Origin of the sequence: Salmonella sp. 741265050_HSA (assembly GCF_046569445.1) — a bacterium.
Classification (GTDB): Bacteria; Pseudomonadota; Gammaproteobacteria; order Enterobacterales; family Enterobacteriaceae; genus Salmonella; species Salmonella enterica.
This window is the reverse complement of sequence record NZ_JBKFSV010000010.1, coordinates 1-26,064: the sequence shown is the minus strand read 5'-3', so window position 1 is coordinate 26,064 and position 26,064 is coordinate 1. Positions and strand designations below refer to the sequence as shown.

Annotated in this window: 26 protein-coding genes; 15 read left to right on the top strand and 11 right to left on the bottom strand. The window is 52.3% G+C overall.

The annotated features are described in order from the left end of the window. Nucleotides 1-11: 11 nt before the first annotated feature. A complete protein-coding gene (gene mscM / locus ACLD4F_RS15875) occupies nt 12-3,338 on the top strand; it encodes a miniconductance mechanosensitive channel MscM (protein ID WP_001236755.1) in 3,327 nt (1,108 codons plus the stop codon). Nucleotides 3,339-3,474: 136 nt separating this feature from the next. On the opposite strand, the gene ACLD4F_RS15870 is transcribed toward mscM, so the two are convergent. From ACLD4F_RS15870 to epmA, 3 genes are all read right to left on the bottom strand, one after another. Continuing rightward, nucleotides 3,475-3,795, bottom strand: a complete 321-nt coding sequence (locus ACLD4F_RS15870) for a hypothetical protein (RefSeq protein WP_001737341.1) — start codon at nt 3,793-3,795, stop codon at nt 3,475-3,477. A gap of 64 nt (nt 3,796-3,859) precedes the next feature. Then, a complete protein-coding gene (gene yjeM / locus ACLD4F_RS15865) occupies nt 3,860-5,362 on the bottom strand; it encodes a glutamate/gamma-aminobutyrate family transporter YjeM (RefSeq protein WP_000149876.1) in 1,503 nt (500 codons plus the stop codon). A gap of 225 nt (nt 5,363-5,587) precedes the next feature. Beyond that, nucleotides 5,588-6,565, bottom strand: a complete 978-nt coding sequence (gene epmA / locus ACLD4F_RS15860; protein WP_053445425.1) for an elongation factor P--(R)-beta-lysine ligase — start codon at nt 6,563-6,565, stop codon at nt 5,588-5,590. A 322-nt stretch (nt 6,566-6,887) separates the two neighbouring features. Between epmA and frdA the strand changes: the two genes are divergently transcribed. The 5 genes from frdA to ACLD4F_RS15835 all read left to right on the top strand — a co-directional run bounded on the left by frdA (nt 6,888) and on the right by ACLD4F_RS15835 (nt 10,826). Beyond that, a complete protein-coding gene (gene frdA, locus ACLD4F_RS15855; RefSeq protein WP_001192954.1) occupies nt 6,888-8,678 on the top strand; it encodes a fumarate reductase (quinol) flavoprotein subunit in 1,791 nt (596 codons plus the stop codon). Further along, a complete protein-coding gene (gene frdB, locus ACLD4F_RS15850; RefSeq protein ID WP_000829509.1) occupies nt 8,671-9,405 on the top strand; it encodes a fumarate reductase iron-sulfur protein in 735 nt (244 codons plus the stop codon). The genes frdA and frdB overlap by 8 nt, the downstream gene beginning before the upstream one ends. A gap of 10 nt (nt 9,406-9,415) precedes the next feature. Beyond that, entirely contained in the window at nt 9,416-9,811 is a 396-nt protein-coding gene (frdC, locus tag ACLD4F_RS15845) for a fumarate reductase subunit FrdC (RefSeq protein ID WP_000208749.1), read from the top strand. A gap of 10 nt (nt 9,812-9,821) precedes the next feature. Continuing rightward, nucleotides 9,822-10,181, top strand: a complete 360-nt coding sequence (frdD, locus tag ACLD4F_RS15840) for a fumarate reductase subunit FrdD (protein ID WP_000609648.1) — start codon at nt 9,822-9,824, stop codon at nt 10,179-10,181. A gap of 111 nt (nt 10,182-10,292) precedes the next feature. After that, entirely contained in the window at nt 10,293-10,826 is a 534-nt protein-coding gene (locus tag ACLD4F_RS15835; protein ID WP_001238398.1) for a lipocalin family protein, read from the top strand. Between the two features lie 16 nt (nt 10,827-10,842). Here ACLD4F_RS15835 and sugE read toward each other — a convergent pair whose 3' ends face one another. Beyond that, entirely contained in the window at nt 10,843-11,160 is a 318-nt protein-coding gene (gene sugE, locus ACLD4F_RS15830) for a quaternary ammonium compound efflux SMR transporter SugE (RefSeq protein ID WP_000118469.1), read from the bottom strand. Nucleotides 11,161-11,416: 256 nt separating this feature from the next. On the opposite strand from sugE, the gene ACLD4F_RS15825 reads away from it, so the two are divergent. Continuing rightward, nucleotides 11,417-12,004, top strand: coding sequence for a helix-turn-helix transcriptional regulator (locus ACLD4F_RS15825; RefSeq protein ID WP_023212829.1), 588 nt, complete (start codon nt 11,417-11,419; stop codon nt 12,002-12,004). 30 nt (nt 12,005-12,034) lie between these two features. On the opposite strand, the gene ecnB is transcribed toward ACLD4F_RS15825, so the two are convergent. From ecnB to efp, 3 genes are all read right to left on the bottom strand, one after another. Beyond that, nucleotides 12,035-12,181, bottom strand: coding sequence for a lipoprotein toxin entericidin B (ecnB, locus tag ACLD4F_RS15820; protein WP_000239598.1), 147 nt, complete (start codon nt 12,179-12,181; stop codon nt 12,035-12,037). A 107-nt stretch (nt 12,182-12,288) separates the two neighbouring features. Further along, nucleotides 12,289-12,423, bottom strand: a complete 135-nt coding sequence (locus tag ACLD4F_RS15815) for an entericidin A/B family lipoprotein (protein WP_000977687.1) — start codon at nt 12,421-12,423, stop codon at nt 12,289-12,291. Between the two features lie 60 nt (nt 12,424-12,483). Next, nucleotides 12,484-13,050 (bottom strand): elongation factor P, encoded by a 567-nt coding sequence (gene efp, locus ACLD4F_RS15810; protein WP_000257282.1) that lies wholly within the window; start codon nt 13,048-13,050, stop codon nt 12,484-12,486. 40 nt (nt 13,051-13,090) lie between these two features. On the opposite strand from efp, the gene epmB reads away from it, so the two are divergent. Both epmB and ACLD4F_RS15800 read left to right on the top strand, forming a co-directional pair. Beyond that, complete coding sequence (gene epmB, locus ACLD4F_RS15805) at nt 13,091-14,119, top strand: EF-P beta-lysylation protein EpmB (protein WP_000940482.1); 1,029 nt, start codon at nt 13,091-13,093, stop codon at nt 14,117-14,119. 281 nt (nt 14,120-14,400) lie between these two features. Further along, the gene (locus ACLD4F_RS15800) at nt 14,401-15,258 is read left to right on the top strand and encodes a YjeJ family protein (RefSeq protein ID WP_001229227.1); all 858 of its coding nucleotides are present in this window, start codon (nt 14,401-14,403) and stop codon (nt 15,256-15,258) included. Nucleotides 15,259-15,305: 47 nt separating this feature from the next. Here ACLD4F_RS15800 and ACLD4F_RS15795 read toward each other — a convergent pair whose 3' ends face one another. The 3 genes from ACLD4F_RS15795 to ACLD4F_RS15785 form a co-directional block, all read right to left on the bottom strand. Then, entirely contained in the window at nt 15,306-15,659 is a 354-nt protein-coding gene (locus ACLD4F_RS15795; RefSeq protein WP_000558210.1) for a DUF4156 domain-containing protein, read from the bottom strand. A 243-nt stretch (nt 15,660-15,902) separates the two neighbouring features. Further along, nucleotides 15,903-17,549: a chaperonin GroEL gene (groL, locus tag ACLD4F_RS15790; protein ID WP_000729126.1), complete on the bottom strand. Its 1,647-nt coding sequence runs from the start codon at nt 17,547-17,549 to the stop codon at nt 15,903-15,905. 43 nt (nt 17,550-17,592) lie between these two features. Beyond that, nucleotides 17,593-17,886 carry a co-chaperone GroES gene (locus ACLD4F_RS15785; protein ID WP_000027827.1) on the bottom strand — a complete coding sequence of 98 codons (294 nt, stop codon included), beginning with the start codon at nt 17,884-17,886 and terminating at the stop codon, nt 17,593-17,595. 275 nt (nt 17,887-18,161) lie between these two features. On the opposite strand from ACLD4F_RS15785, the gene yjeH reads away from it, so the two are divergent. Next, nucleotides 18,162-19,403 carry an L-methionine/branched-chain amino acid transporter gene (gene yjeH, locus ACLD4F_RS15780; RefSeq protein ID WP_058331446.1) on the top strand — a complete coding sequence of 414 codons (1,242 nt, stop codon included), beginning with the start codon at nt 18,162-18,164 and terminating at the stop codon, nt 19,401-19,403. Nucleotides 19,404-19,461: 58 nt separating this feature from the next. On the opposite strand, the gene ACLD4F_RS15775 is transcribed toward yjeH, so the two are convergent. After that, nucleotides 19,462-19,938, bottom strand: coding sequence for an FxsA family protein (locus tag ACLD4F_RS15775; protein ID WP_001267291.1), 477 nt, complete (start codon nt 19,936-19,938; stop codon nt 19,462-19,464). A 340-nt stretch (nt 19,939-20,278) separates the two neighbouring features. Between ACLD4F_RS15775 and aspA the strand changes: the two genes are divergently transcribed. From aspA to ACLD4F_RS15750, 5 genes are all read left to right on the top strand, one after another. Continuing rightward, nucleotides 20,279-21,715, top strand: a complete 1,437-nt coding sequence (gene aspA / locus ACLD4F_RS15770; protein WP_000069440.1) for an aspartate ammonia-lyase — start codon at nt 20,279-20,281, stop codon at nt 21,713-21,715. Between the two features lie 114 nt (nt 21,716-21,829). Continuing rightward, nucleotides 21,830-23,131, top strand: a complete 1,302-nt coding sequence (gene dcuA / locus ACLD4F_RS15765; RefSeq protein ID WP_000637595.1) for an anaerobic C4-dicarboxylate transporter DcuA — start codon at nt 21,830-21,832, stop codon at nt 23,129-23,131. Between the two features lie 120 nt (nt 23,132-23,251). Continuing rightward, on the top strand, nt 23,252-23,599 hold the full coding sequence (cutA, locus tag ACLD4F_RS15760; protein ID WP_000887832.1) for a divalent cation tolerance protein CutA: 348 nt from the start codon (nt 23,252-23,254) through the stop codon (nt 23,597-23,599). Beyond that, nucleotides 23,575-25,278, top strand: a complete 1,704-nt coding sequence (locus tag ACLD4F_RS15755) for a protein-disulfide reductase DsbD (protein ID WP_000068885.1) — start codon at nt 23,575-23,577, stop codon at nt 25,276-25,278. Before cutA ends, ACLD4F_RS15755 begins: the two co-directional genes overlap by 25 nt. A 36-nt stretch (nt 25,279-25,314) precedes the next feature. Further along, nucleotides 25,315-25,890, top strand: a complete 576-nt coding sequence (locus ACLD4F_RS15750; RefSeq protein ID WP_001188509.1) for a transcriptional regulator — start codon at nt 25,315-25,317, stop codon at nt 25,888-25,890. Nucleotides 25,891-26,064 lie beyond the last annotated feature (174 nt).

The following is a 26,064-nucleotide window of genomic DNA, read 5'->3' as shown; positions in this document are numbered from 1 at the left end:
AGAATGCTGACGTGCGCCTGATTATCGCTTTTCTGATGGCCTGGTGCCTCAGCACGGGGGCGTTCGCCGCAACGGCCCCCGACGCCAAACAAATCACGCAGGAACTGGAGCAGGCAAAAGCGGCGAAGCCCGCTCAGCCGGAAGCCGTTGAGGCGCTCCAGACTGCGTTAAACGCGCTTGAAGAGCGAAAAGGCTCGCTTGAGCGCGCGAAACAATATCAACACGTTATTGATAATTTCCCTAAGCTATCCGCCACCTTGCGCGCCCAGTTGAATAATCTGCGCGATGAACCTCGCAGCGTACCGCCAGAGATGTCCACCGAAGCGTTAAATCAGGAGATCTTGCAGGTTAGCAGCCAGCTACTGGATAAAACCCGCGAGGCGCAACAGGAGCAGGAGCGCGTCAGGGAGATCGCCGACTCGCTCAGCCAGCTTCCCCAACAGCAAAACGACGCCCGCCGCCAGCTTAATGAGATTGAGCGACGGCTCGGCGCCGCAGGCGGAAGTGCCGCGCTTAGCCAGGCGCAAAGTCTCAGTATGCAGGCGGAGTCCGCCAAACTAAAAGCGTTAGTCGACGAACTGGAGTTGGCGCAACTGTCCGCCAATAACCGGCAGGAACTGGCTCGTCTGCGTTCCGAGCTGGCGGAAAAACAGAGTCAGCAATTGGATGCGTATCTTCAGGCGCTGCGCAATCAGCTCAATAGCCTGCGCCAACGTGAAGCGGAACGCGCGCTGGAAAGCACTGAGCTGCTGGCGGAAAACAGCGCCGGTTTGCCGGAAGGCATCGTCGAACAATTTAAAGTCAACCGCGAGCTGTCACAGGCGCTTAATCAACAAGCGCAGCGGATGGATCTGGTCGCCTCGCAGCAGCGACAGGCCACCAGCCAAACGTTACAGGTGCGCCAGGCGCTCAATACGCTGCGGGAGCAGTCGCAATGGCTTGGCGTGTCCAACATGCTTGGCGAAGCGCTGCGCGCGCAGGTCGCCCGTCTGCCAGAGATGCCTAAACCGCAGCAGCTTGATACGGAAATGGCGCAGCTACGCGTTCACCGTATGCGCTATGAAGAGTTACTCAATAAGCAGCCGCAGCTACGGCAAATACGTCAGGCCAATGGACAGCCGCTGACCGCCGAGCAAAACCAGATTCTTGACGCCCAGCTTCGCACTCAGCGCGAGCTGCTCAACTCGTTGTTACAGGGCGGCGATACGCTGATCCTGGAGCTGACCAAACTGAAAGTCTCCAACAGCCAACTGGAGGATGCGCTTAAAGAGGTTAATGAAGCGACCCACCGTTATCTGTTCTGGACCGCTGACGTTAGCCCGCTATCGCTCTCCTGGCCTGTTGATTTGGTTCAGGATTTACGCCGGCTTATCTCATTAGATACGTTTAATCAGTTAGGTAAAGCCAGCATCATGATGCTGACCAGCAAAGAGACGCTACTGCCGTTATTCGGCGCGCTGGCGCTGGTCGGGTTTAGCCTCTATTCGCGCCAACACTTCAACCGGTTCCTTGAGCGCTCGGCCTCGCGCGTCGGGAAAGTCACCCAGGATCACTTCTCGCTGACGCTGCGAACGGTGTTCTGGTCGATTTTGGTCGCCTCGCCGCTGCCGGTCTTGTGGGCGACGCTCGGCTATGGTCTGCAGGAAGCCTGGCCGTATCCGCTGGCCGTCGCCATCGGCGATGGCGTGACGGCGACAGTACCGCTGTTGTGGGTAGTCATGATTTGCGCCGCTTTTGCCCGCCCTAATGGCCTGTTTGTGGCGCATTTCGGCTGGCCGCGAAACCGGGTAGCGAAAGCGATGCGCTACTACCTGATGAGCATTGGGCTGATCGTGCCGCTCATTATGGCAGTGATCATGTTTGATAATCTTAACGATCGGGAGTTTTCCGGCTCGTTGGGCCGCCTTTGCTTCATCCTGATATGCGGCGCGCTGGCGCTGGTCACGCTGAGTCTGAAAAAAGCGGGCATCCCGCTCTATCTTGATAAAGAAGGCAACGGCGACAACATGGTCAACAGCCTGCTGTGGAATATGCTGATGGGCGCGCCGCTTATCGCGATTCTGGCGGCGGCGGTGGGTTATCTGGCCACGGCGCAGGCGCTACTGGCGAGACTGGAAACCTCGGTCGCCATCTGGTTCCTATTGCTGGTCATCTATCACGTCATTCGCCGCTGGATGCTGATCCAACGACGCCGACTGGCTTTTGACCGCGCCAAACATCGTCGGGCGGAAATGCTGGCGCAGCGCGCGCGCGGCGAAGAAGAACCGGCGCACTCCTCCAGCCTGGAAGGCGCGGTCGACATCGATGAAAGTGAAATCGATCTTGACGCTATTAGCGCTCAGTCGCTGCGTCTGGTCCGCTCAATTCTGATGCTTATCGCCCTGCTATCGGTAATTGTACTGTGGTCGGAAATCCACTCGGCATTCGGCTTCCTGGAGAATATTTCGCTGTGGGATGTCACCTCTACGGTGCAAGGCGTGGAAAGCCTGGAGCCGATTACCCTCGGGGCGGTGCTCATTGCGATTCTGGTCTTTATCATCACCACGCAGTTGGTGCGTAATCTGCCCGCGCTGCTGGAACTGGCGTTATTACAGCATCTCGATTTAACGCCTGGTACCGGTTACGCCATCACGACCATCACCAAATATCTGTTAATGCTGATTGGCGGGCTGGTCGGTTTCTCAATGATCGGCATTGAGTGGTCGAAGCTACAATGGCTGGTGGCCGCGCTCGGCGTTGGGCTTGGTTTTGGCCTGCAAGAAATTTTCGCTAACTTTATCTCCGGCCTGATTATTTTGTTTGAAAAGCCGATTCGTATCGGCGATACGGTGACCATTCGAGATCTCACTGGCAGCGTGACCAAAATCAATACCCGCGCCACCACCATCAGCGACTGGGATCGTAAAGAGATTATCGTGCCGAATAAAGCCTTTATCACCGAACAGTTTATCAACTGGTCGCTGTCTGACTCCGTTACGCGCGTGGTGTTAACCATCCCGGCGCCAGCAGATGCCAATAGCGAAGAGGTGACGCAAATTCTGCTGACGGCGGCGCAGCGCTGTTCTTTGGTGCTGGACAACCCGCCGCCTGAAATCTTTCTGGTGGATCTCCAGCAGGGTATTCAAATTTTCGAACTGCGTATCTATGCCGCGGAAATGGGACACCGTATGCCATTACGCCATGAAATCCACCAATTGATTCTGGCGGGCTTCCGCGAGCACGGTATTGATATGCCGTTCCCGCCGTTCCAGATGCGTCTGGAGAGTCTCGGAGGTAAACAAACGGGGAGAACGTTAACGTCAGCGGGTAAAACCAGCCGCCCGGCGGGGAGTTTGTAGCGCATGATCCAGGCAAGAAATGCCGGATGCGACCCGTCGGGTCTTATCCGGCCTACGGGCCGGCAATTAATCTGTAGGCCCGATAAGCTTGCGCCATCGGGCATTTCATCGCAGCTCACAGACATTTTCGGACTTATTATGCGTCCAGATCGGCAGCAGGCAGGTTAATTTCGCTATAGCGCATTCGGAATAAATCGCCGTAACCCACCAGTTCTCCGCGAAATACGAGGCATCTTATAACATACGCGCAATAAATATCCGACACATGTTTCCACTTATCCTCATCGCGATCCCTTAACGTGCCAATAGTCATTCCTACTACCATCGCAACCTTTCGACGTGCAACATGAACGGAAGAAAGAATAACCTTTTCTATTTCAAGGATATCTTCCGGAGTAAAATTGAGTGCCCTAACCTCATCTTCCGTGATAATCGGGTCTCTCGAACTATCATTCATAACGTTCTCCATCGGGCAATAAACGCCGGATGCGACCCGTGGGGTCTTATCCGGCATACGGCCTTTACTCCGCCGCCCACTCCGGATCAGCGCTCATGCGGCTGCTGTAATTCTGATAAATCGCCATCGCCAGCAGCGAGAAGAAGATCGGGCCGCCGATCATCCACAAGGCGCTGTCCCAGTCCCCAGCTTCAATCACCGGCTGGATGATGGTAAAGACGTTGGCAAACGTCACCACCAGCACCACAACACCCGTCGCGACCAGGGTAGAGGCTTTGGTTTTAAAGAGAACAAATGGCCGCTCCAGATCCTGACGCGCTTTAAAGAAGGGAAATGCCAGCGCAAGGAACAGGTATGGCAAGGTCATTGAGACGTTCGCCATCAGCGTGAGTTTGTTATAAAACGCCGATGCGGTGTCACCGCCAAAAGAGACCAGCAAAATAAACAGACTCACCAGCACGCACTGTAGCCACATAGCGGTCGCCGGCATACCGTTAGCGTTCAGTGTCGTCATCGGCGCGGGCCACAACGCTTTTGGCGTCCCCTGAATAATGGCTTTCAGCGGTGAATAGCTCAACGTAAAAAACGCGCCGGTATAAGCCAGAAACATAGAAAGGCCGGTGATACGCGCAAACCAGACGCCCACCGTCATCGCAGCTTCCGGAGAAAGGTTTAACGCGTTACCTAATGTCGTGCCTAAACTCGACATCAGAATGTAGGTGATATTCCCTAAGTTAACGGCGCTATTACTTAATATCTGTTGCCAGTTAGTGCTGACGCCCCATAAAAAGATCGCCAAAGAATAACCAATTGAAATCACAATGGCCGCGAAGACAATACCTTTCGCAAAATTCTTTTCCGGTTTCTCGGTTTTATCCACCAGTCCGCCGACAGCCTCAATACCGCCGTAAGCAAAAATAGCAAATACCACAAATGACAACATTGCCAGGCCGGAGTGATAACCCGGATTCGGTGACGAGGTAAAATTAATCTCTTGTGCAAAATGCCCACCATTTAATAACAAAATAGCGACACTCACTAACAATAAAACTAAATTAAGACACATTACGGCAATACCTCCGACCGCCGTAATTCGCGCAATTTTATTGATCCCTCTGGCGGCGACACACGTCACCAGAATCATCCAGCCGACGGCGAGCAGCCCGACAACCTGCGTAGGCTCAAGCCCTGCAATACGCCAGTGCTGCGTCATATCGGCGCCAAAAACAAAAGTAGAAAACGGTACCCAAATTTTTGCCGCCGTACTTACCATCCATATGACATACGATGAAAACCACATAAACGTGCCGATAAACGCGTAACGTGGCCCCACGCTATTATTCATCCACGAATAGATCCCGCCCTCTTCTTTGCGATAAGCGGAACCCATTTCAGCCATCATTAAGGCGAATGGAATAAAAAACAGCAAGGCAGAAAATATATACCACGGGATTGCGCTATACCCCATTAAATAAAACGCCGACGGGCTATTCGCAAAACCAAAAACAGAAGTAAAAATCATCAGGATAAGCCCAATAAGGCTCATCTTTTTTATCGTGTGGGTCATTCAACCATCCCTTACGCTCGAGCGCGTTTGCCAGACGCCGCTCACCGATTGACGCCGCCTTCTTTTTTACGAAGGTCAGCGATAAAAAAATCAACACAGGATTGATACCTAAATGGCATCAAAGTTCCAGCCTTATGTTGTGGCAAACAGAGGATAATTGAAAAAATATGCTACAAAATGGCGCTTATTGCGCCATTTTATCTCGCGAAAGAGTGAATTTCAGATTTACGCCCGATCGACCGTAAAAGCAATCACGTCCGCCAGGCTTTCTGCTCCCAGCGCCAGCATCACCAGACGATCAACACCCAGCGCCACGCCGGAACAATCCGGTAGACCGGCGGCCAGCGCATCCAGCAGATTTTGGTCAATCGGCTGCTGCGGCAGACCGCGCGCGGCGCGCTTACGATTGTCCTGTTCAAAGCGCTGTTGTTGCTCACGTGCGTCCGTCAGTTCGTGGAAACCATTCGCCAGCTCAATACCTTTGTAGTACACCTCAAAGCGCTCGGCGACGCGATGATCCTCGGTACTGATTTGTGCCAGCGATGCCTGACTTGCCGGAAAGTGATAAATAAAGGTCGGCTTTTCTTTACCTATATGCGGCTCAACCCCCATCGTGAACAGCAGTTGCAGCAACGTATCACGGTCTTCTTCCGTATCGGCGATATTGCTTAAATCAAGCTTTGCCGCCACCTCACGCAGCTGCGTTTTATCTGCTGATAACGGGTCAATCTCCAGATGGCGCAGAAACGCCTGTTGATAGGAGAGACTTTCCGCAGGTTGACAATCCAGCACTTGCTGAAGCAAATCATCCACTTCATTCATCAGGCGGTACATATCGTAATGCGGGCGATACCACTCCAGCATGGTGAATTCCGGATTATGATGTCGTCCCATCTCTTCATTACGGAAACTGCGGCATAGCTGGAAAACCGGACCGCACCCTGCCGCCAGCAGGCGTTTCATATGGTATTCCGGACTGGTCATTAAATAGAGGTTGATCCCCTGGGAATGGCCAGGTCCGACGAAACGCGTTTCGAACGGGAACAGATGAATGTCTGTGACCGTCGCCTGACTCATGCAGGGCGTCTCAACCTCAAGCACTCCACGATCGGCAAAGAAACGACGGATTTCCGCCATAATCGCCGCACGTTTTAATAAATTGGGGATGGACGCGCTCGGCTGCCAGGTTGCCGTTTCGCTCATGATTCTTTCTCCAGTTTAAGACAAGGTCACGAAGTCTACTCGCAACGCGCGGGCGAAACAAATTTTGCGCAGGCGTATCGGGCGCCTTCTGGAGGGTAAAAAAAGTGATTTCAGATGGTTTAGTAATTAAATTAATCAAAATCAATGATAATTCATCCCTCTGATACGCTAAAAAAATCGAACACGTCAAATTTCCCTCACATCCCTGAGACTATACTGTTGTACCCATAAAGGAGCAGTGGAAACGCATTCATACTTCGCAGAACCCAGAGGCTTTATCTGGCTGCGCGAGGGTGAAATTACAATAATCTGGAGGAATGTCGTGCAAACCTTTCAAGCCGATCTTGCCATTATAGGCGCCGGTGGCGCGGGATTACGTGCTGCAATTGCTGCCGCACAGGCGAATCCCAATGCTAAAATCGCACTGATCTCAAAAGTGTACCCGATGCGCAGCCACACCGTCGCTGCCGAAGGGGGTTCAGCCGCTGTCGCCCAGGATCATGACAGCTTTGACTACCATTTTCACGATACGGTAGCAGGCGGAGACTGGCTGTGTGAGCAGGATGTCGTGGATTACTTTGTCCACCATTGTCCCACTGAGATGACGCAGCTGGAGCAATGGGGCTGCCCGTGGAGCCGCCGTCCGGACGGTAGCGTTAACGTGCGTCGCTTCGGTGGTATGAAAATCGAGCGTACCTGGTTCGCCGCGGATAAAACCGGCTTCCATATGCTGCATACCCTGTTCCAGACTTCCCTGCAGTTCCCACAAATCCAGCGCTTTGACGAACATTTTGTGCTGGATATTCTGGTTGATGACAACCATGCGCGCGGCCTGGTGGCAATGAACATGATGGAAGGCACGCTGGTGCAAATCCGCGCCAACGCCGTGGTCATGGCGACAGGCGGCGCAGGCCGCGTATACCGCTATAACACCAACGGCGGCATCGTCACCGGCGACGGGATGGGCATGGCGCTGAGCCACGGCGTTCCGCTGCGTGATATGGAATTCGTTCAGTATCACCCGACCGGCCTGCCAGGTTCCGGTATCCTGATGACCGAAGGTTGCCGCGGCGAAGGCGGTATTCTGGTCAATAAAAATGGCTACCGTTACCTACAAGACTACGGCATGGGCCCCGAAACGCCGCTGGGCGAGCCGAAAAACAAATATATGGAACTGGGGCCACGCGACAAAGTATCCCAGGCTTTCTGGCACGAATGGCGTAAAGGCAACACCATCTCCACGCCGCGCGGCGATGTGGTTCACCTCGACCTGCGTCATCTCGGCGAGAAGAAACTGCATGAACGTCTGCCGTTCATTTGCGAACTGGCGAAAGCCTATGTCGGCGTCGATCCGGTTAAAGAACCGATTCCAGTACGTCCGACCGCGCACTACACCATGGGCGGCATTGAAACCGACCAGAACTGTGAAAGCCGTGTCAAAGGGCTGTTTGCCGTTGGCGAATGCTCCTCTGTTGGCCTGCATGGCGCGAACCGCCTCGGTTCCAACTCACTGGCGGAACTGGTGGTGTTTGGTCGTCTGGCTGGCGAACAAGCAATGGAACGCGCTGCTACGGCAGGCGCCGCAAATAGCGCCGCGCTCGACGCCCAGGTTGCCGATATTGAACAGCGTCTGAAAAATCTGGTGAACCAGGAAGGCAACGAAAACTGGTCGAAGATCCGCGATGAGATGGGTCTGTCTATGGAAGAAGGTTGCGGTATTTACCGTACCCCGGAACTGATGCAGAAAACCGTTGATAAACTGGCCGAGCTTCAGGAACGTTTCAAGCGCGTACGTATCTCCGATACTTCCAGCGTGTTCAACACTGACCTGCTGTATACCATCGAACTGGGTCATGGTCTGAACGTGGCGGAATGTATGGCGCACTCTGCGCTGGCGCGTAAAGAGTCCCGCGGCGCGCATCAGCGTCTGGATGAAGGCTGTACCGAGCGCGACGATGTGAACTTCCTCAAGCACACCCTCGCCTTCCGCGATGCTGATGGCACGACCCGTCTGGAATACAGCGACGTGAAAATCACCACCCTGCCGCCAGCCAAACGTGTTTACGGCGGTGAAGCGGAAGCAGCCGATAAGAAGGAGAAGGCGAATGGCTGAGATGAAAAACCTGAAAGTTGAGGTGGTGCGCTATAACCCGGAAACCGATACCGCGCCGCACAGTGCTTTCTATGAAGTTCCTTATGATGAAACAACATCGCTACTGGACGCGTTGGGCTACATCAAAGATAACCTGTCGCCAGACCTGAGCTACCGCTGGTCCTGCCGTATGGCGATCTGCGGCTCCTGCGGCATGATGGTCAACAACGTCCCTAAACTGGCGTGTAAAACCTTCCTGCGCGATTACACCAACGGTATGAAGGTGGAAGCGCTGGCGAACTTCCCGATTGAGCGCGATCTGGTTGTCGATATGACGCACTTTATCGAAAGCCTGGAAGCGATCAAACCGTACATTATTGGCAACTCTCGCACGCCAGATCAGGGGCCGAATGTCCAGACCCCGGCGCAAATGGCGAAGTATCACCAGTTCTCCGGTTGCATCAACTGTGGTCTGTGCTACGCCGCGTGCCCGCAGTTCGGTCTGAATCCTGAATTTATCGGACCGGCTGCGATTACGCTGGCGCATCGCTATAACGAAGATAGCCGCGATCACGGTAAGAAGGAGCGTATGGCGCAGTTGAACAGTCCGAACGGCGTATGGACCTGTACTTTCGTGGGCTACTGCTCCGAAGTCTGTCCAAAACATGTCGATCCGGCTGCGGCCATTCAGCAGGGTAAAGTGGAAAGCTCGAAAGACTTTCTTATCGCCACCCTGAAACCACGCTAAGGAGTGCAACATGACGACTAAACGCAAACCCTATGTGCGGCCGATGACGTCCACCTGGTGGAAAAAACTGCCGTTTTATCGCTTTTATATGCTGCGCGAAGGCACAGCGGTGCCGGCAGTCTGGTTCAGTATTGAACTGATTTTCGGTCTGTTTGCGCTCAAACACGGCGCGGAATCCTGGATGGGATTCGTCGGCTTTTTACAAAACCCGGTGGTAGTGATCTTAAACCTGATCACCCTGGCGGCCGCGCTGCTGCACACCAAAACCTGGTTTGAACTGGCGCCGAAGGCGGCCAATATCATTGTAAAAGACGAAAAAATGGGGCCAGAGCCAATCATCAAAGGGCTTTGGGTGGTCACTGCGGTAGTCACCGTAGTCATTCTGTATGTTGCCCTGTTCTGGTAAGGAGTCCCGGATGATTAATCCAAACCCAAAACGTTCTGATGAACCCGTATTCTGGGGACTGTTTGGCGCAGGCGGTATGTGGGGCGCGATCATCGCGCCGGTGATCGTGCTACTGGTTGGCATCATGCTGCCGCTGGGGCTATTTCCGGGCGATGCCCTGAGTTTTGAGCGCGTACTGGCGTTCGCCCAAAGCTTTATTGGTCGTGTTTTTCTGTTCCTGATGATCGTGCTGCCGCTATGGTGTGGCCTACACCGTATGCACCACGCGATGCATGACCTGAAAATCCACGTGCCCGCGGGCAAATGGGTCTTCTACGGTCTGGCGGCAATCCTGACCGTTGTGACGGCGATTGGCGTTATCACTCTCTAAGTTGCCACGACGCCCTCTTATCTACCCGATAAGAGGGCGTTTTTTCTTTTCCTGCCTCTCATTTTCCCGCCAGGTTCTACACTTAGAAAAAACACTGGAAGGAAAAACGCTATGCGCTTGCTGCCCGTCGTTGCTGCGGTTACTGCGGCATTTCTGGTTGTCGCCTGTAGTTCACCTACCCCGCCTAAAGGCGTTACCGTGGTAAATAACTTTGATGCCAAACGTTACCTCGGCACCTGGTATGAGATCGCACGCCTCGATCATCGATTTGAACGTGGACTGGAACAAGTCACGGCCACCTATAGTCTGCGTGACGATGGCGGGATTAATGTCATCAATAAAGGCTATAACCCGGATCGGGGAATGTGGCAAAAAACAGAAGGCAAAGCGTATTTTACCGGTAGTCCAAACCGCGCCGCGCTCAAGGTCTCTTTTTTCGGCCCGTTCTACGGCGGCTATAACGTGATTGCGCTTGACCGGGAATACCGTCATGCGCTGGTGTGCGGCCCGGATCGCGACTATCTGTGGATACTCTCTCGCACGCCAACGCTTTCTGAGGAAATAAAACAACAAATGCTGGCCGTCGCGACCCGGGAGGGGTTTGACGTCAATAAATTAATTTGGGTAAAACAATCAGGTTCGTAGCGATATCAGCAACGAATTAATGCGCACTGAGTTTTAGCCCAATGATACCCGCGACGATCAAGCCAAGACTGAGCAAACGCGCCGGTGAGGCAGACTCGCCCAACAGAAGGATACCGGTGATTGCCGCCCCGACGGCGCCGATGCCGGTCCAGATGGCGTACGCCGTTCCAACGGGCAGCGTTTTCATTGCCCAGGAAAGTAACGCCATACTGATAACCATGGCCGTAATGGTGATAATACTGGGGGTCAGACGAGAAAAACCGTGGGTATACTTCAGGCCGACAGCCCATACCACTTCAAGTAAACCAGCGATTAATAGAATGATCCAGGACATAGCAGGCTCCAGATAATTAATGGGGCCGTCCCCGGTGAGAATAGCGTTTACAGGTCGTCCTGTAACGTATACGGATGAAAAGCCATTCTTGCCTGAGAGAAAATGAATTTCAACCTTTTTATTTTTTTCCGTCTAAAGGCGGGAATTGGCCCTTTTAAGCCGCGTAGTTTTCGCATTTAGCGCCCACAGGAGTTCTCTATGATGGAACGCCTTCTGGGAAAGAAAGTGCTTTATCTACTTCCGGGTGCAAAAAACTATGTTGAAAATTTTAGTGATAGACCGATGCCACTTTACCCGTACGGGCATGGAGGCCTGGCTTAATCACACTGATGTGCTCAGTTCTTCACTGCTGGTATCCGGGATGAATAACCTTATACTGGCGAAAGAACATATTCTGCAATGGAAGCCCCATCTGGTTATCGCTGATTTATATGGTTTTCTCAACGATGCCTTACCCGAGCAGCCTATCAATGCATTTTTTGCCGCCTGCAGGATGACGCCGTTGGTATTATTACAGTCGGGGAATTTGCCGTACAGACCGCAATATGCCAGTCATGCGGTGTTATCTAAACACACGCCTTTACATGAGCTTGCACAACGAATTAAAGGAGCGCTATATACTCATCCACTGCAGGAAGCGCCGGAAAGCGCCACGCCATTGCTCTCTCCGCAGGAGGAAAAAGTGCTCGCGATGTGGACGGAAGGCACCAGCAATAAAGAGATTGCGTATGCGCTTGGCATTCACGGGAAAACGGTTTACACCTATAAACGTAATATCCGTATGAAACTTCATATGGATAACCGGTATTCTCCCTTTCTTATGCTTCCGGAGAAAATCGATTAACGGTACGACGCCATGCCGTACCGTTGATGATTACTGCTGAGCTCTGGTTGCAGCGCCAGAGATCGCACTACCACCGTCCGAGATGTCCTCGCCCACGCCGCGCGTGGTATTACAAGCAGTTAATACAGTGGAAAGTACCAAAACAGAAAAGATCGCTGCAATTGTCTTTTTAACCATAATGTCTTCCTTTTCTAGCCAATGTTGTTTGTGTATAGCAACTTAATAATAGACAACATCCCAGAAAATGACGGGCGATCGACTAATTTTAGGAAGACGAGAAGCGATTAGCTGGCTGCGCGGGAGATGGCGTGGCCAAGATGCTGAATATCTTCGCCGAAGCCGCGGGCGGTATTACATGCCGTTAATAATGTGCTGGTAAGAAGAACCAGCGCGACAAGGCCGATAAAGCGTTTCATCATTGAGGCGCGAAAAATAGGATGGCGCAGCATACGCTGCACCATTTTTCCCGATAACGTAAATTATTTTACGCGGGATACGTATTCGCCGGAACGGGTATCGACTTTGATCACTTCGCCAATCTGCACGAACAGCGGAACTTTAACCACTGCGCCAGTAGACAGCGTGGCTGGTTTGCCGCCAGTACCTGCGGTATCGCCCTTCAGACCTGGGTCGGTATCAACAATTTCCAGTTCAACAAAGTTCGGCGGAGTGACAGAGATAGGCTGACCGTTCCACAGGGTTACGATGCATTCCGCCTGATCCAACAGCCATTTTGCGTTGTCGCCGATAGCCTTGGCATCTGCAGACAGCTGTTCGAAGGTTTCGTTGTTCATGAAATGCCAGAACTCACCGTCGTTGTACAGGTAAGTCAGGTTCATATCGACTACATCCGCGCCTTCTGCGGAATCGGTCGATTTGAAGGTTTTCTCAACGCGCGTGCCGGTCAGCAGACGGCGCAGCTTAACGCGGGCAAACGCCTGGCCTTTACCCGGTTTCACGAATTCACTGGATTCAACCGCATAAGGTTCGCCATCCAACATGATTTTAAGACCGGAACGAAAATCGTTGCTATAGTAAGTCGCCATAAGGCCCTCTGAAATTGTTAACTGGTAGCTAAGCCACAAAATGGCGCATATTGTAACCCTAAATACCCCATTGCGAGAAGATTGGTTAGCGCAACTTGCCGATGTTGTGACCAATCCCGACGAACTGCTGCATCTTTTACAGATTGAAGCTGATGAAAACCTCCGGGCAGGACAGGACGCCAGACGCTTGTTTGCCCTCCGCGTGCCGCGCGCTTTTATTGCGCGCATGGAGAAGGGCAACCCTGACGATCCTCTTTTACGTCAAGTGCTGACGTCCCGGGATGAATTTATTGTCGCCCCCGGTTTCTCCACCGACCCGCTGGAAGAGCAACACAGCGTGGTGCCAGGATTATTGCATAAATACCAAAACCGGGCGCTATTGCTGGTAAAAGGCGGATGTGCGGTAAATTGCCGCTACTGTTTCCGTCGTCACTTCCCGTATGCAGAGAATCAAGGCAATAAGCGCAACTGGACAGTCGCGCTGGAGTATATCGCCGCACACCCGGAACTGGATGAGATCATCTTTTCCGGCGGCGATCCGCTGATGGCGAAAGATCATGAGCTGGACTGGCTGCTCACGCAACTGGAAGCCATTAAGCACGTCAAGCGGCTACGCATCCACAGTCGGTTGCCTATCGTCATCCCGGCACGCATTACTGACGAACTGGTCGCCCGCTTTGACCAGTCACGTCTGCAAATTTTGTTGGTGAACCATATCAACCACGCTAATGAAGTGGACGAGGCGTTCTGCCTGGCGATGAAGAAACTGCGCCACGTGGGCGTCACGCTTCTCAACCAGAGCGTCCTGCTGCGTGGCGTGAATGATAACGCGCGAACGCTGGCGAATCTGAGCAACGCGCTATTTGACGCCGGCGTGATGCCCTATTACCTGCATGTGCTGGATAAAGTGCAGGGCGCCGCGCATTTTATGGTCACCGATGACGAAGCCCGGCAAATCATGCGCGAACTGCTCACGCTGGTATCCGGCTATATGGTGCCAAGACTGGCGCGTGAAATCGGCGGCGAACCGAGCAAAACACCGCTGGATTTACAGCTTCGGCAGTGCTAATCCTCGCGGGCGCGTCAGGGACGACGAAAAATATTAGCGCGCAATATTACGAGGAGATTCCCCCGCGATTCTCCTCACCCTCTGGCGAGGATAAACTAACCTTCGTTAAATACACCTTTCCGGTCCTCTCTTTTCAATAAAGTCCGTTTCAGGACTCGCTTAGCGTGTACTGCATTTTCGAATTATACTGGTTCTCCTTTTTATAGGACGGCATAAACAATTTATATATCAAATACATTGCAGTAAAACATTTAATTATTTTATATTTGTGGAGAATTGACATGGCCTTAACGATTAAGGGACTAAATACCGGCGTTATTCGTCACAATGATAAGTTTATCGCGCTGGCGCTTAAGGTGAAGTCACTGAGAAATAAAGAAACACTGCTTTTCTTTCCTGTGCTCGCGCTGCGAGACTTGTTGATCGGCCTTGAACACCGGCTTTATTTACAACACTCGCTTCCGGAACAAGAGCAGGAAAAACGCCAGAAAGCCAAAAGCAGTCATGTGCTTAAAATGCATGAGAATATTCCGGCAATACTCCGTGAAGAGCTGGAAAATGCCGATGTTAATCAGCGTGTTGAATCTTTAGCGTTGAGCGATAATACAGAAAAAGTATTAACCTTTACGTTAAAGCTGCACAATGGTAGCCATCTTGATTTACAGGTCGGTGAGTGGCAGGTTGAAGTTCTGGTGATGGCTATTATTCACGCCATTAATAATGCCGAAATGCGTGAGCTCGCATTGCGTATTTCTTCAATGCTGGACTTTTTACCATTATACGATGCTGACTGCCTGGAAAACGGTAATATCGAATTCGATACCTATAACCAGCCTGACTGGAAACATAATCTGTATAACCATTATTTAGCGCTCGTTTATCGTTATACAGATGAGGCAGGACAATCGCATGATTGCGGCACCATCATTAAGACCCGTAGTCAGTCAGGCTCTAAAGAAGCTGAAGCGATATCACGCCGCTTGCTGAATTTCAGCCCGCGTCTTAAAAAGCTGGAAGGAAAACCGTGTAAGGTTTTTGTCAGAACGCTTGGAACCGGTAAAGCAGCGCGTCTGACGCAAGATCAATGCATGCGCGCGTTGCATAATCTACGCATGGCATCATCGCAGGAAAAACGCTAACCATATCGCCCTCTGAATCTTTCAGAGGGCGTTACGATTCAGACATATCAGTTCGGACATTTATAAACCTGGCCGTTCATCTCGCTGGCCGTCGGGACAAAACTGGACAACATGCCCTGTGACGGACTACTTACGCCATACAGCACGTTTCCACCCATCGCGGCCGCCTGATTACGCAGATCGTTCGCTGCGCCACGCATTGAGCCACCCTCTTCGCCGTGCTGGCCTGAAAACCAGTTACTCTGTTTACCAGTTGCCGTACCAATAAGCTGGCACTCCGCGCCTGGCTTATCTTCGACAAAGCGTACATTTTGGCCGGCAGCGGTGAGTTCGTTGCTGGAGCTACAACCCGCCATCAGCAGCGCGGCGCCAACGATCCCTGCTAAATATTTCACGTGCATGTTATTCCCCATAATCAATGAGCTGGACGTTTTGTCCGTATCTGAATCTTATACTAAAAAGATGACCAAAAGAAAAACCCCCGGTCATTTCTGCCCGAGGGTTTCTCAATTCTGGGAGATAAGCACCCAAATCATTCTGGTTGCAGGAAGGCGGCCAGTTTGTTAATCCCCAGTCACTTACTCAAGTAAGTGACTGGGGTTAGCCAACGCATCTGCAGCCTGAAGGATGCAGGGGGTGGGCAATTACATCATGCCGCCCATACCACCCATACCACCCATGCCGCCAGCAGCGCCTAAATCAGGAGCATCGCTTTTCGGCAGGTCGGTCACCATGCACTCGGTAGTGATCATCAGACCAGCCACAGAAGCCGCGTACTGCAGCGCAGAACGGGTAACTTTGGTTGGGTCCAGGATACCCATATCGATCATGTTGCCGTATTCTTCAGTTGCTGCGTTGTAACCGTAGTTACCGTCGCCACCTTTAACGGTGTTAGCGACAACAGACGGCTCTTCGCCGCAGTTCAGCACGATCTGACGCAGCGGAGCTTCCATTGCGCGCAGCGCAACTTTGATACCCACGTTCTGGTCTTCGTTCTGGCCTTTCAGGTCAGCAATTTTAGAAGCAACGCGGATCAGCGCAACGCCACCACCAGCAACCACGCCTTCTTCTACCGCAGCACGGGTCGCGTGCAGGGCATCTTCAACGCGGGCTTTCTTCTCTTTCATTTCAACTTCGGTCGCAGCGCCAACTTTGATAACCGCAACGCCGCCTGCCAGTTTCGCTACGCGCTCCTGCAGTTTTTCACGATCGTAGTCGGAGGTCGCTTCTTCAATCTGCTGACGGATCTGAGCAACACGGCCCTGGATGGCAGCTTCTTCACCCACGCCATCGATGATGGTGGTGGTGTCTTTGTTGATCACAACACGTTTCGCCTGACCCAGGTCTTCCAGGGTTGCTTTTTCCAGCTCCATACCGATCTCTTCAGAGATTACGGTACCGCCGGTCAGGGTAGCGATATCCTGCAGCATCGCCTTACGACGATCGCCGAAGCCAGGTGCTTTAACCGCAGCCACTTTCACGATGCCACGCATGGTGTTAACAACCAGAGTTGCCAGCGCTTCGCCTTCAACATCTTCAGCGATGATCAGCAGCGGTTTGCCTGCTTTTGCAACGGCTTCCAGAACCGGCAGCATTTCGCGGATGTTGGAGATTTTCTTATCAGCCAGCAGGATGAACGGGCTTTCCAGTTCTACTGCGCCAGTTTCCGGCTTGTTGATGAAGTAAGGAGACAGGTAGCCGCGGTCAAACTGCATACCTTCAACCACGTCCAGTTCGTCCTGCAGACCAGTACCGTCTTCAACGGTGATAACGCCTTCTTTACCGACTTTATCCATCGCTTCCGCGATCAGTTTACCCACGGTTTCGTCGGAGTTAGCGGAGATAGTACCTACCTGAGCAATCGCTTTAGAGTCGGAGCACGGTACGGACAGCGCCTTCAGCTCTTCAACCGCCGCAGCAACCGCTTTGTCGATACCACGTTTCAGGTCCATCGGGTTCATGCCCGCAGCAACGGCTTTCAGGCCTTCGGTAATGATGGACTGCGCCAGTACGGTCGCGGTGGTGGTGCCGTCGCCTGCAGCATCGTTCGCTTTAGAGGCAACTTCTTTCACCATCTGCGCGCCCATGTTTTCAAACTTGTCTTCCAGTTCGATTTCACGCGCTACGGAAACACCATCTTTAGTGATAGTCGGCGCACCGAAAGATTTATCCAGAACCACGTTACGGCCTTTCGGACCGAGGGTTACTTTCACTGCATCTGCCAGTACGTTTACGCCGCGCAGCATTTTCACACGAGCGTCGTTACCGAATTTTACGTCTTTAGCTGCCATTTTCTCTTTCCCTTAAATTCGTATGTTCAGTGTCGTTCGCGGATTACGCTTCAACAATTGCCAGAATGTCGCTTTCAGACATGATCAACACTTCTTCATTGTCGATCTTTTCAGATTTCACACCGTAGCCATCGTTAAAAATAACGATGTCGCCAACTTTCACGTCCAGCGGCTGTACAGTACCGTTGTCCAGGATGCGACCCTTACCGACAGCGATGATTTCGCCACGAGTTGATTTACCCGCTGCGGAACCGGTCAGTACGATGCCGCCAGCAGATTTGGACTCAACTTCTTTACGTTTGACGATCACACGATCATGTAACGGACGAATACTCATTGATAGCTCTCCTTTGAGAAAGTCATTATCAGTTATGGGTGACGCCGGCCCGTAAACGGTTTCCCGGCTGGTGACCAGAGAGATGGGGATGGGGTTTTGCCCCTTCAAGGGGGGAGATGAAAAAAAATTCTTCTGAGCGAAAAAAGCGGTAAAAACGCTACTTATCTCACGTTTACCCAAGGTTTAGAACATCCTGCTATAAGAAAAGGCGTGTGTGATACGCTTAAAAATGCCTGTCGTCACCTGACGTTACAATGCCGCCGGATAATGAGCTGATGAATGAACTAAAAAAAGAGCTTGGGTTGGTTCAGGGCGTTATCTTGTTAACCACATCATTATTAGGGACTGGCGTTTTTGCGCTTCCGGAGCTGGCTGCGCTGGCAGCAGGCGACATCAGCCTTTGGGCATGGCCGCTGCTCATTATTTTGATTTTCCCTATTGCGATTGTCTTTGCTGTGCTGGGGCGTCATTTTCCACACGCTGGCGGCGTAGCGCATTTTGTCGGGATGGCATTTGGCCCGCGTCTGCAACGAGTGATCAGTTGGCTGTTTTTATCAGTCATTCCTGTTAGTTTTCCCGCAGCCTTGCATATTGCGGTGGGTTTCGGCCAGGCGCTGTTTGGCTGGCAAAGCGAACAGCTCTTATTTGGGGAGCTGGGTACTCTAGGTTTACTATGGTTTATGGGATCGCGCGGCGCCAGCTCCAGCGCCAACCTGCAAGCCATTATCGCTGGATTAATTATCGCGCTTATTGCCGCCATTCTGTGGAAAGGCGCGATTAAACCTGCAGATATCACCTTCCCAGCCGCAAACGAAATCACCTTTTCCCGGCTGTGTACCGCCCTGGCGATCATGTTCTGGGGATTTGTGGGAATTGAGGCTTTTACGCATTTGTCGTCTGAATTTAAAAATCCTGAACGTGATTTTCCGCGCGCATTGATCATTGGCCTGATGCTGGCCGGCGCCATTTATTGGACCTGTACCGCCGTGGTGCTGCATTTTGGCGTCTATAGCGACAAGATAGCGGCAACAGCCTCGCTACCGCTTATTATTGTTCATCTCTTCGGTATCCAGGCGTTGTGGGTAGCCTGCATTATTGGTTATCTCACCTGCTTTGCCAGCCTGAATGTGTATGCTCAGAGTTTTGCGCGTCTGGTATGGACGCAAATGCAATATCAGCCCGATCACTATCTGGCTCAACTCTCTCCCGGGCGCCTTCCCTTGCACGCGTTAAACGTTATTCTGGTCTGTTGTTGCGTGAGTTCCCTGGTTGTCTACGCCCTGAAGATTAACCTCAATGCGCTGATCGTCTATGCTAATGGGATTTTTATTATGCTCTATCTGCTTTGTATGCTGGCGGGCTGTCGACTGTTGAAAGGGCGTTGCTATGCACTGGCGGTGACGGGTTGTCTACTGTGCCTGTTATTGCTGGCAATGCTGGGGTGGAAAAGCTTATATGCCATTATCATGCTGGCTGCATTATGGCTGTTTTTACCGAAGCGAAAACGCATGGCGTAAGACGAATCCGCTGGCCGGATAGCGCCTCACGCGACTTATCCGACCAACATCTCTACCTTTAATCCCGACGATCGTCTTTATGTTCAATACGATCGCGATCGTCATCTTTACGCTGATACTCGCCGTCAAATGTTTCGCCACCGCCAGTACCCGCGCTAAACCCGCCGCCCGGCATCCGGGAAAAACGTAAATGCGGCAGCAACTTCAGCGTCAAATGTTTTTGCACCGGCGGTAACAAAAGGAGAAGGCCGAGAAAATCGGTGAAAAACCCCGGCAACAGGAGCAGTAAGCCAGCGATGATCAGCGATACACTCTTAATCATTTCTGCCGCCGGGCTCTCACCGGCCGCCATTTTTTGTTGCATCAGCAAAAAGTTTTTAAAACCCTGGTTACGTACCAGCGACATACCGATAACAGACGTAAAAATCACCAGGATTAGCGTCATCAGGACACCAAGCACATGGGCGACCTGGATAAAGATAGAAATCTCAATGTAAACATAGAGAAAGACAGCTAAAAAGGGTATCCAGCGCAAAGGACTCTCCTGTAAGTCATGGCCGTCTGCGACGACCATTTGAATGGGGTTGCGATTCGCATCGATTCGATATGGTGGTGCGTAGCAAAATTTCAAGTGGTTTGTACACCTATTTTAGGTAGTAATACTAAAGCGGTGACCTATTTCACAAAATAATAAATAAGGGGTAAATTCCCACACTTTAAGTGATCCAGATTACGGTAGGAATTCTGAAGCAGCATATGATCTCGTTTATCAGGCCGATGGAGGGGATAATCGTCGGTCAGAAAACATTCGAAATCACATATATCCTGTGTGTTTTAAAGTAAAAATCATTGGCAGCTTGAAAAAGAAGGTTCACATGTCAAACAACATTCGTATCGAAGAAGATCTGTTGGGTACCAGGGAAGTTCCAGCTGAAGCCTACTATGGTGTTCACACTCTGAGAGCGATTGAAAACTTCTACATTAGCAATAACAAAATCAGCGACATCCCTGAATTTGTGCGTGGCATGGTTATGGTAAAAAAAGCGGCGGCGCTGGCCAACAAAGAGCTGCAAACCATTCCTAAGAGTGTGGCGAATGCCATCATTGCCGCATGTGATGAAGTCCTTAACAACGGTAAGTGCATGGACCAGTTCCCGGTAGATGTCTACCAGGGCGGCGCGGGCACTTCCGTCAACATGAATACCAACGAAGTGCTGGCCAACATCGGGCTGGAACTGATGGGTCATCAGAAAGGTGAATATCAGTACCTGAACCCGAACGACCACGTGAATAAATGTCAATCCACTAACGACGCCTATCCGACAGGCTTCCGTGTAGCGGTTTACGCCTCTATCGTCAAACTGATCGATGCCATCAACCAGTTGCGTGAAGGTTTCGAACGTAAAGCGGTTGAATTCCAGGACATCCTGAAAATGGGTCGTACCCAGTTGCAGGACGCCGTACCGATGACGCTTGGTCAAGAATTCCGTGCGTTCAGCATCCTGCTGAAAGAAGAAGTGAAAAGCATCGAGCGTACTGCTGAGCTGCTGCTGGAAGTCAACCTTGGCGCAACGGCAATCGGCACCGGTCTGAACACGCCGAAAGAATACTCTCCGCTGGCGGTGAAAAAACTGGCTGAAGTCACTGGTTTCGCCTGTGTTCCGGCTGAAGATCTGATTGAGGCGACATCTGACTGTGGCGCGTATGTTATGGTTCACAGCGCGCTGAAACGTCTGGCAGTGAAGATGTCCAAAATCTGTAACGACCTGCGCTTGCTCTCTTCTGGTCCTCGTGCCGGCCTGAACGAGATCAACCTGCCGGAACTGCAGGCGGGCTCTTCCATCATGCCAGCCAAAGTGAACCCGGTAGTACCGGAAGTCGTAAACCAGGTATGCTTTAAAGTCATCGGTAACGACACCACCGTTACGATGGCGGCGGAAGCCGGTCAGTTGCAGTTGAACGTTATGGAGCCGGTTATCGGTCAGGCGATGTTCGAATCCATCCACATTCTGAGCAACGCGTGCTACAACCTGCTGGAAAAATGCGTTAACGGCATTACCGCGAATAAAGAAGTGTGCGAAGGGTACGTTTATAACTCCATCGGTATCGTCACTTACCTCAACCCGTTCATCGGCCACCACAACGGCGACATCGTCGGTAAAATCTGTGCTGAAACCGGTAAGAGCGTACGTGAAGTTGTGCTGGAGCGCGGCCTGTTAACGGAAGCCGAGCTGGACGATATTTTCTCCGTACAGAACTTGATGCACCCGGCTTATAAAGCTAAACGTTATACTGATGAAAGCGAACAGTAATCGTACAGGGTAGAACCAAAGAGGCACGTCACGATGACGTGCCTTTTTTCTTACAAGAAGTTACCAAATAACAACAATTTAATATCAACTTGTTAAACAACAAGGAAGGCTAATATGATAGTTGTCGAACTTATCATTGTTTTGCTGGCAATCTTTTTGGGCGCCAGACTTGGGGGCATCGGTATTGGATTCGCAGGTGGGCTGGGTGTTCTGGTACTTGCCGCCATCGGCGTGAAGCCAGGGACAATTCCATTCGATGTCATTTCCATCATCATGGCGGTTATCGCCGCGATCTCTGCTATGCAGGTCGCGGGCGGTCTGGATTATTTGGTAAACCAGACGGAAAAACTGCTGCGTAAGAACCCGAAATACATCACTATCCTCGCACCGATTGTGACCTATTTCCTGACTATTTTTGCTGGTACCGGGAACATTTCCCTGGCAACGCTGCCGGTTATTGCTGAAGTCGCGAAGGAGCAGGGAATCAAACCTTGCCGTCCGCTCTCGACCGCCGTGGTATCCGCGCAGATTGCGATTACCGCCTCGCCGATTTCTGCGGCCGTGGTGTATATGTCTTCTGTTATGGAAGGTCATGGCATTAGCTACATTCACCTGCTGTCCGTGGTTATCCCCTCTACGCTGCTGGCGGTGCTGGTGATGTCCTTCCTGGTCACGATGCTGTTCAACTCCAAATTGTCGGACGACCCGATTTACCGCAAGCGTCTGGAAGAAGGGCTGATTGAACTGCGTGGTGAAAAGCAGATTGAAATCAAACCGATGGCAAAAAATTCCGTCTGGCTGTTCCTGCTGGGCGTTATCTGCGTGGTTGTTTATGCGATTGTCAACAGTCCGAGCCTCGGCCTGGTTGAGAAACCGCTGATGAACACCACCAACGCTATTTTGATCATCATGTTGAGCGTCGCAACGCTGACCACCATCCTGTGTAAAGTGGAAACTGACGCCATCCTCAACTCCAGTACCTTTAAAGCAGGGATGAGCGCCTGTATCTGTATCCTGGGCGTGGCGTGGCTGGGCGATACCTTCGTATCCGCTAACATCGACTGGATCAAAGACACTGCGGGTAGCGTCATCCAGGGGCATCCGTGGCTGCTGGCCGTCATCTTCTTCTTTGCTTCCGCGCTGCTCTACTCTCAGGCGGCAACGGCGAAAGCGCTGATGCCGATGGCGCTGGCGCTGAACGTCTCTCCGCTGACGGCAGTCGCTTCCTTCGCCGCCGTTTCCGGCCTGTTCATTTTGCCGACCTACCCGACTCTGGTTGCGGCGGTACAGATGGATGACACCGGTACAACCCGTATCGGTAAATTCGTCTTTAACCACCCGTTCTTCATCCCAGGCACCCTGGGCGTCGTTCTGGCTGTCTGCTTCGGCTTCCTGCTGGGCAGCTTTATGCTGTAAGTGTTTCACCCGCGGGGCGTATCACGCCCCGCATTCTCCCGCCCTTTGACTAACATCCTGCCCTCGTCCGTTGTATAGTGACCGTTCACTTGCGGGTCTTTTTGTTCTTTCGAGGTGTTTATGCTTGATGTTAAGAGTCAGGATATTTCCATCCCCGAGGCCGTTGTGGTGCTTTGTACCGCCCCGGATGAAGCTACCGCCCAGGATCTGGCCGCCAAAGTGCTGGCGGAAAAACTGGCCGCCTGCGCCACCCTCCTCCCCGGCGCGACATCGCTGTACTACTGGGAAGGCAAACTGGAGCAGGAGTATGAAGTTCAAATGATCTTAAAAACCACCGTTTCACATCAGCAAGCGCTTATCGACTGCCTGAAGTCTCATCACCCGTATCAAACGCCTGAACTTCTGGTTTTACCTGTTACTCACGGAGATACTGATTACCTCTCATGGCTCAACGCATCTTTACGCTGATCCTGCTGCTGTGCAGCACATCCGCCTTCGCCGGATTATTCGACGCGCCGGGTCGCTCGCAGTTCGTCCCTGCCGACCGGGCGTTTGTTTTTGATTTTCAGCAAAATCAACACGATCTTACCCTCTCCTGGCAGGTAAAAGAGGGTTACTACCTTTACCGTAAACAAATCAGTATCACGCCGACGAAAGCGGATATCGCCGCAGTCCAACTCCCGGCAGGCGTCTGGCATGAAGATGAGTTCTACGGAAAAAGCGAAATCTACCGTAAGCGGCTAAACGTTCCGGTAACGGTTAACCAGGCGGCGGCTGGCGCGACATTAACGATAACGTACCAGGGGTGCGCCGATGCGGGATTCTGTTATCCGCCGGAAACGAAAACGGTGCCGCTAAGTGAAGTCGCCGCGGCAATAGACGCCACGCCGACGCCTGCTGTCACCCAGACGAGTGAGACGTCAAAACCCGCCGCCCAGCTACCTTTTTCCGCGCTCTGGGCACTGCTGATCGGCATAGGCATCGCCTTTACGCCCTGCGTTTTACCCATGTATCCGCTGATTTCCGGTATTGTCCTGGGGGGAAGGCAACGTTTGTCGACGGGGCGCGCACTGCTGCTGGCCTTTATCTATGTACAAGGGATGGCGCTGACCTATACCGCACTGGGTCTGGTCGTCGCCGCGGCGGGATTACAGTTTCAGGCGGCGCTGCAGCACCCTTATGTGTTAATCGGCCTTGCCATCGTGTTCACCCTGCTTGCGTTGTCGATGTTTGGCCTGTTCACACTACAGCTCCCCTCCTCACTGCAAACCCGGCTGACATTAATGAGTAATCGTCAGCAAGGCGGCTCGCCCGGCGGTGTTTTTGTTATGGGGGCGATTGCCGGATTAATTTGCTCGCCCTGTACCACAGCGCCATTAAGCGCGATCCTGCTTTATATCGCTCAGAGCGGCAACATGTGGCTGGGCGGCGGTACGCTGTATTTGTATGCATTAGGTATGGGTCTGCCGCTAATGCTGGTCACCGTGTTTGGCAACCGTCTGCTACCGAAAAGCGGCCCGTGGATGGCGCATGTTAAAACCGCTTTTGGTTTCGTGATCCTCGCGTTACCGGTCTTTTTACTGGAGCGGATTATTGGCGAGGCTTGGGGTTTACGTCTGTGGTCGCTGCTGGGCGTCGCTTTCTTTGGTTGGGCCTTTATCACCAGCCTTCAGGCCAGACGAGCGTGGATGCGTATCGTACAGATTATCCTGCTGGCGGCAGCGCTCATTAGCGTGCGGCCTCTACAGGATTGGGCGTTCGGATCGCCATCCGCGCAAGCTCCAGCGCACCTCAATTTCACGGCTATTTCTACCGTGGACGAACTCAATCAGGCGCTGGCGCAGGCCAAAGGCAAACCCGTTATGCTGGATTTCTACGCCGATTGGTGCGTGGCCTGTAAAGAGTTTGAAAAGTATACCTTCAGCGATCCGCGGGTCCAGCAGGCGCTCGGCGACACGGTGCTCTTGCAGGCTAACGTCACCGCTAATAATGCGCAGGATGTCGCGCTGTTAAAGCATCTGCAAGTCCTCGGGCTGCCCACCATTCTGTTCTTTAATGCCCAAGGCCAGGAACAGCCGCAATCGCGAGTCACCGGCTTTATGGACGCCGCCACCTTTAGCGCGCATTTGCACGATCGCCAACCGTGAGCGACACTTGCAAAAGCAAAGACGGAGGAGAATACCGTGCAACGTGAAGATATTCTGGGAGAAGCCCTGAAATTACTGGAGACGCAAGGGATAGCCGATACTACGCTGGAAATGGTGGCGGAGCGCGTAAATCGCCCACTCGACACATTACAGCGTTTCTGGCCAGATAAAGAAGCCATTTTATATGACGCGCTACGTTATCTGAGTCAGCAGGTAGATATCTGGCGACGCCAGCTTCTTCTTGATGAGACGCTTTCTGCTGAACAAAAGCTACTGGCACGCTACAGCGCGCTTTCGGAATGTGTCAGTAATAACCGTTATCCTGGTTGCTTGTTCATTGCCGCCTGTACGTTTTATCCCGACCCAACCCATCCTATTCACCAACTGGCTAATCAACAAAAACGCGCGGCACATGATTTTACCCATGAGCTACTGACCACGCTGGAAATTGACGATCCGGCGATGGTTGCAAGGCAGATGGAACTGGTGCTGGAAGGCTGTCTCAGCCGAATGCTGGTCAACCGCAGTCAGGCTGATGTAGATACCGCTCAGCGGTTGGCGGAAGATATTCTGCGTTTTGCACAGTGCCGTCAGGGTGGCGCGCTCACCTGACGGGTACTGATTTTATGCATTTTGCCTGAAAAGCAGGCAGTCAGCGCGCTTTTATCACTTTTTTCGTGTAAAGCCGTTGACGACCGCGCCCCTTTACGGTTTAATGCGCCCCGTTGCCCGGATAGCTCAGTCGGTAGAGCAGGGGATTGAAAATCCCCGTGTCCTTGGTTCGAT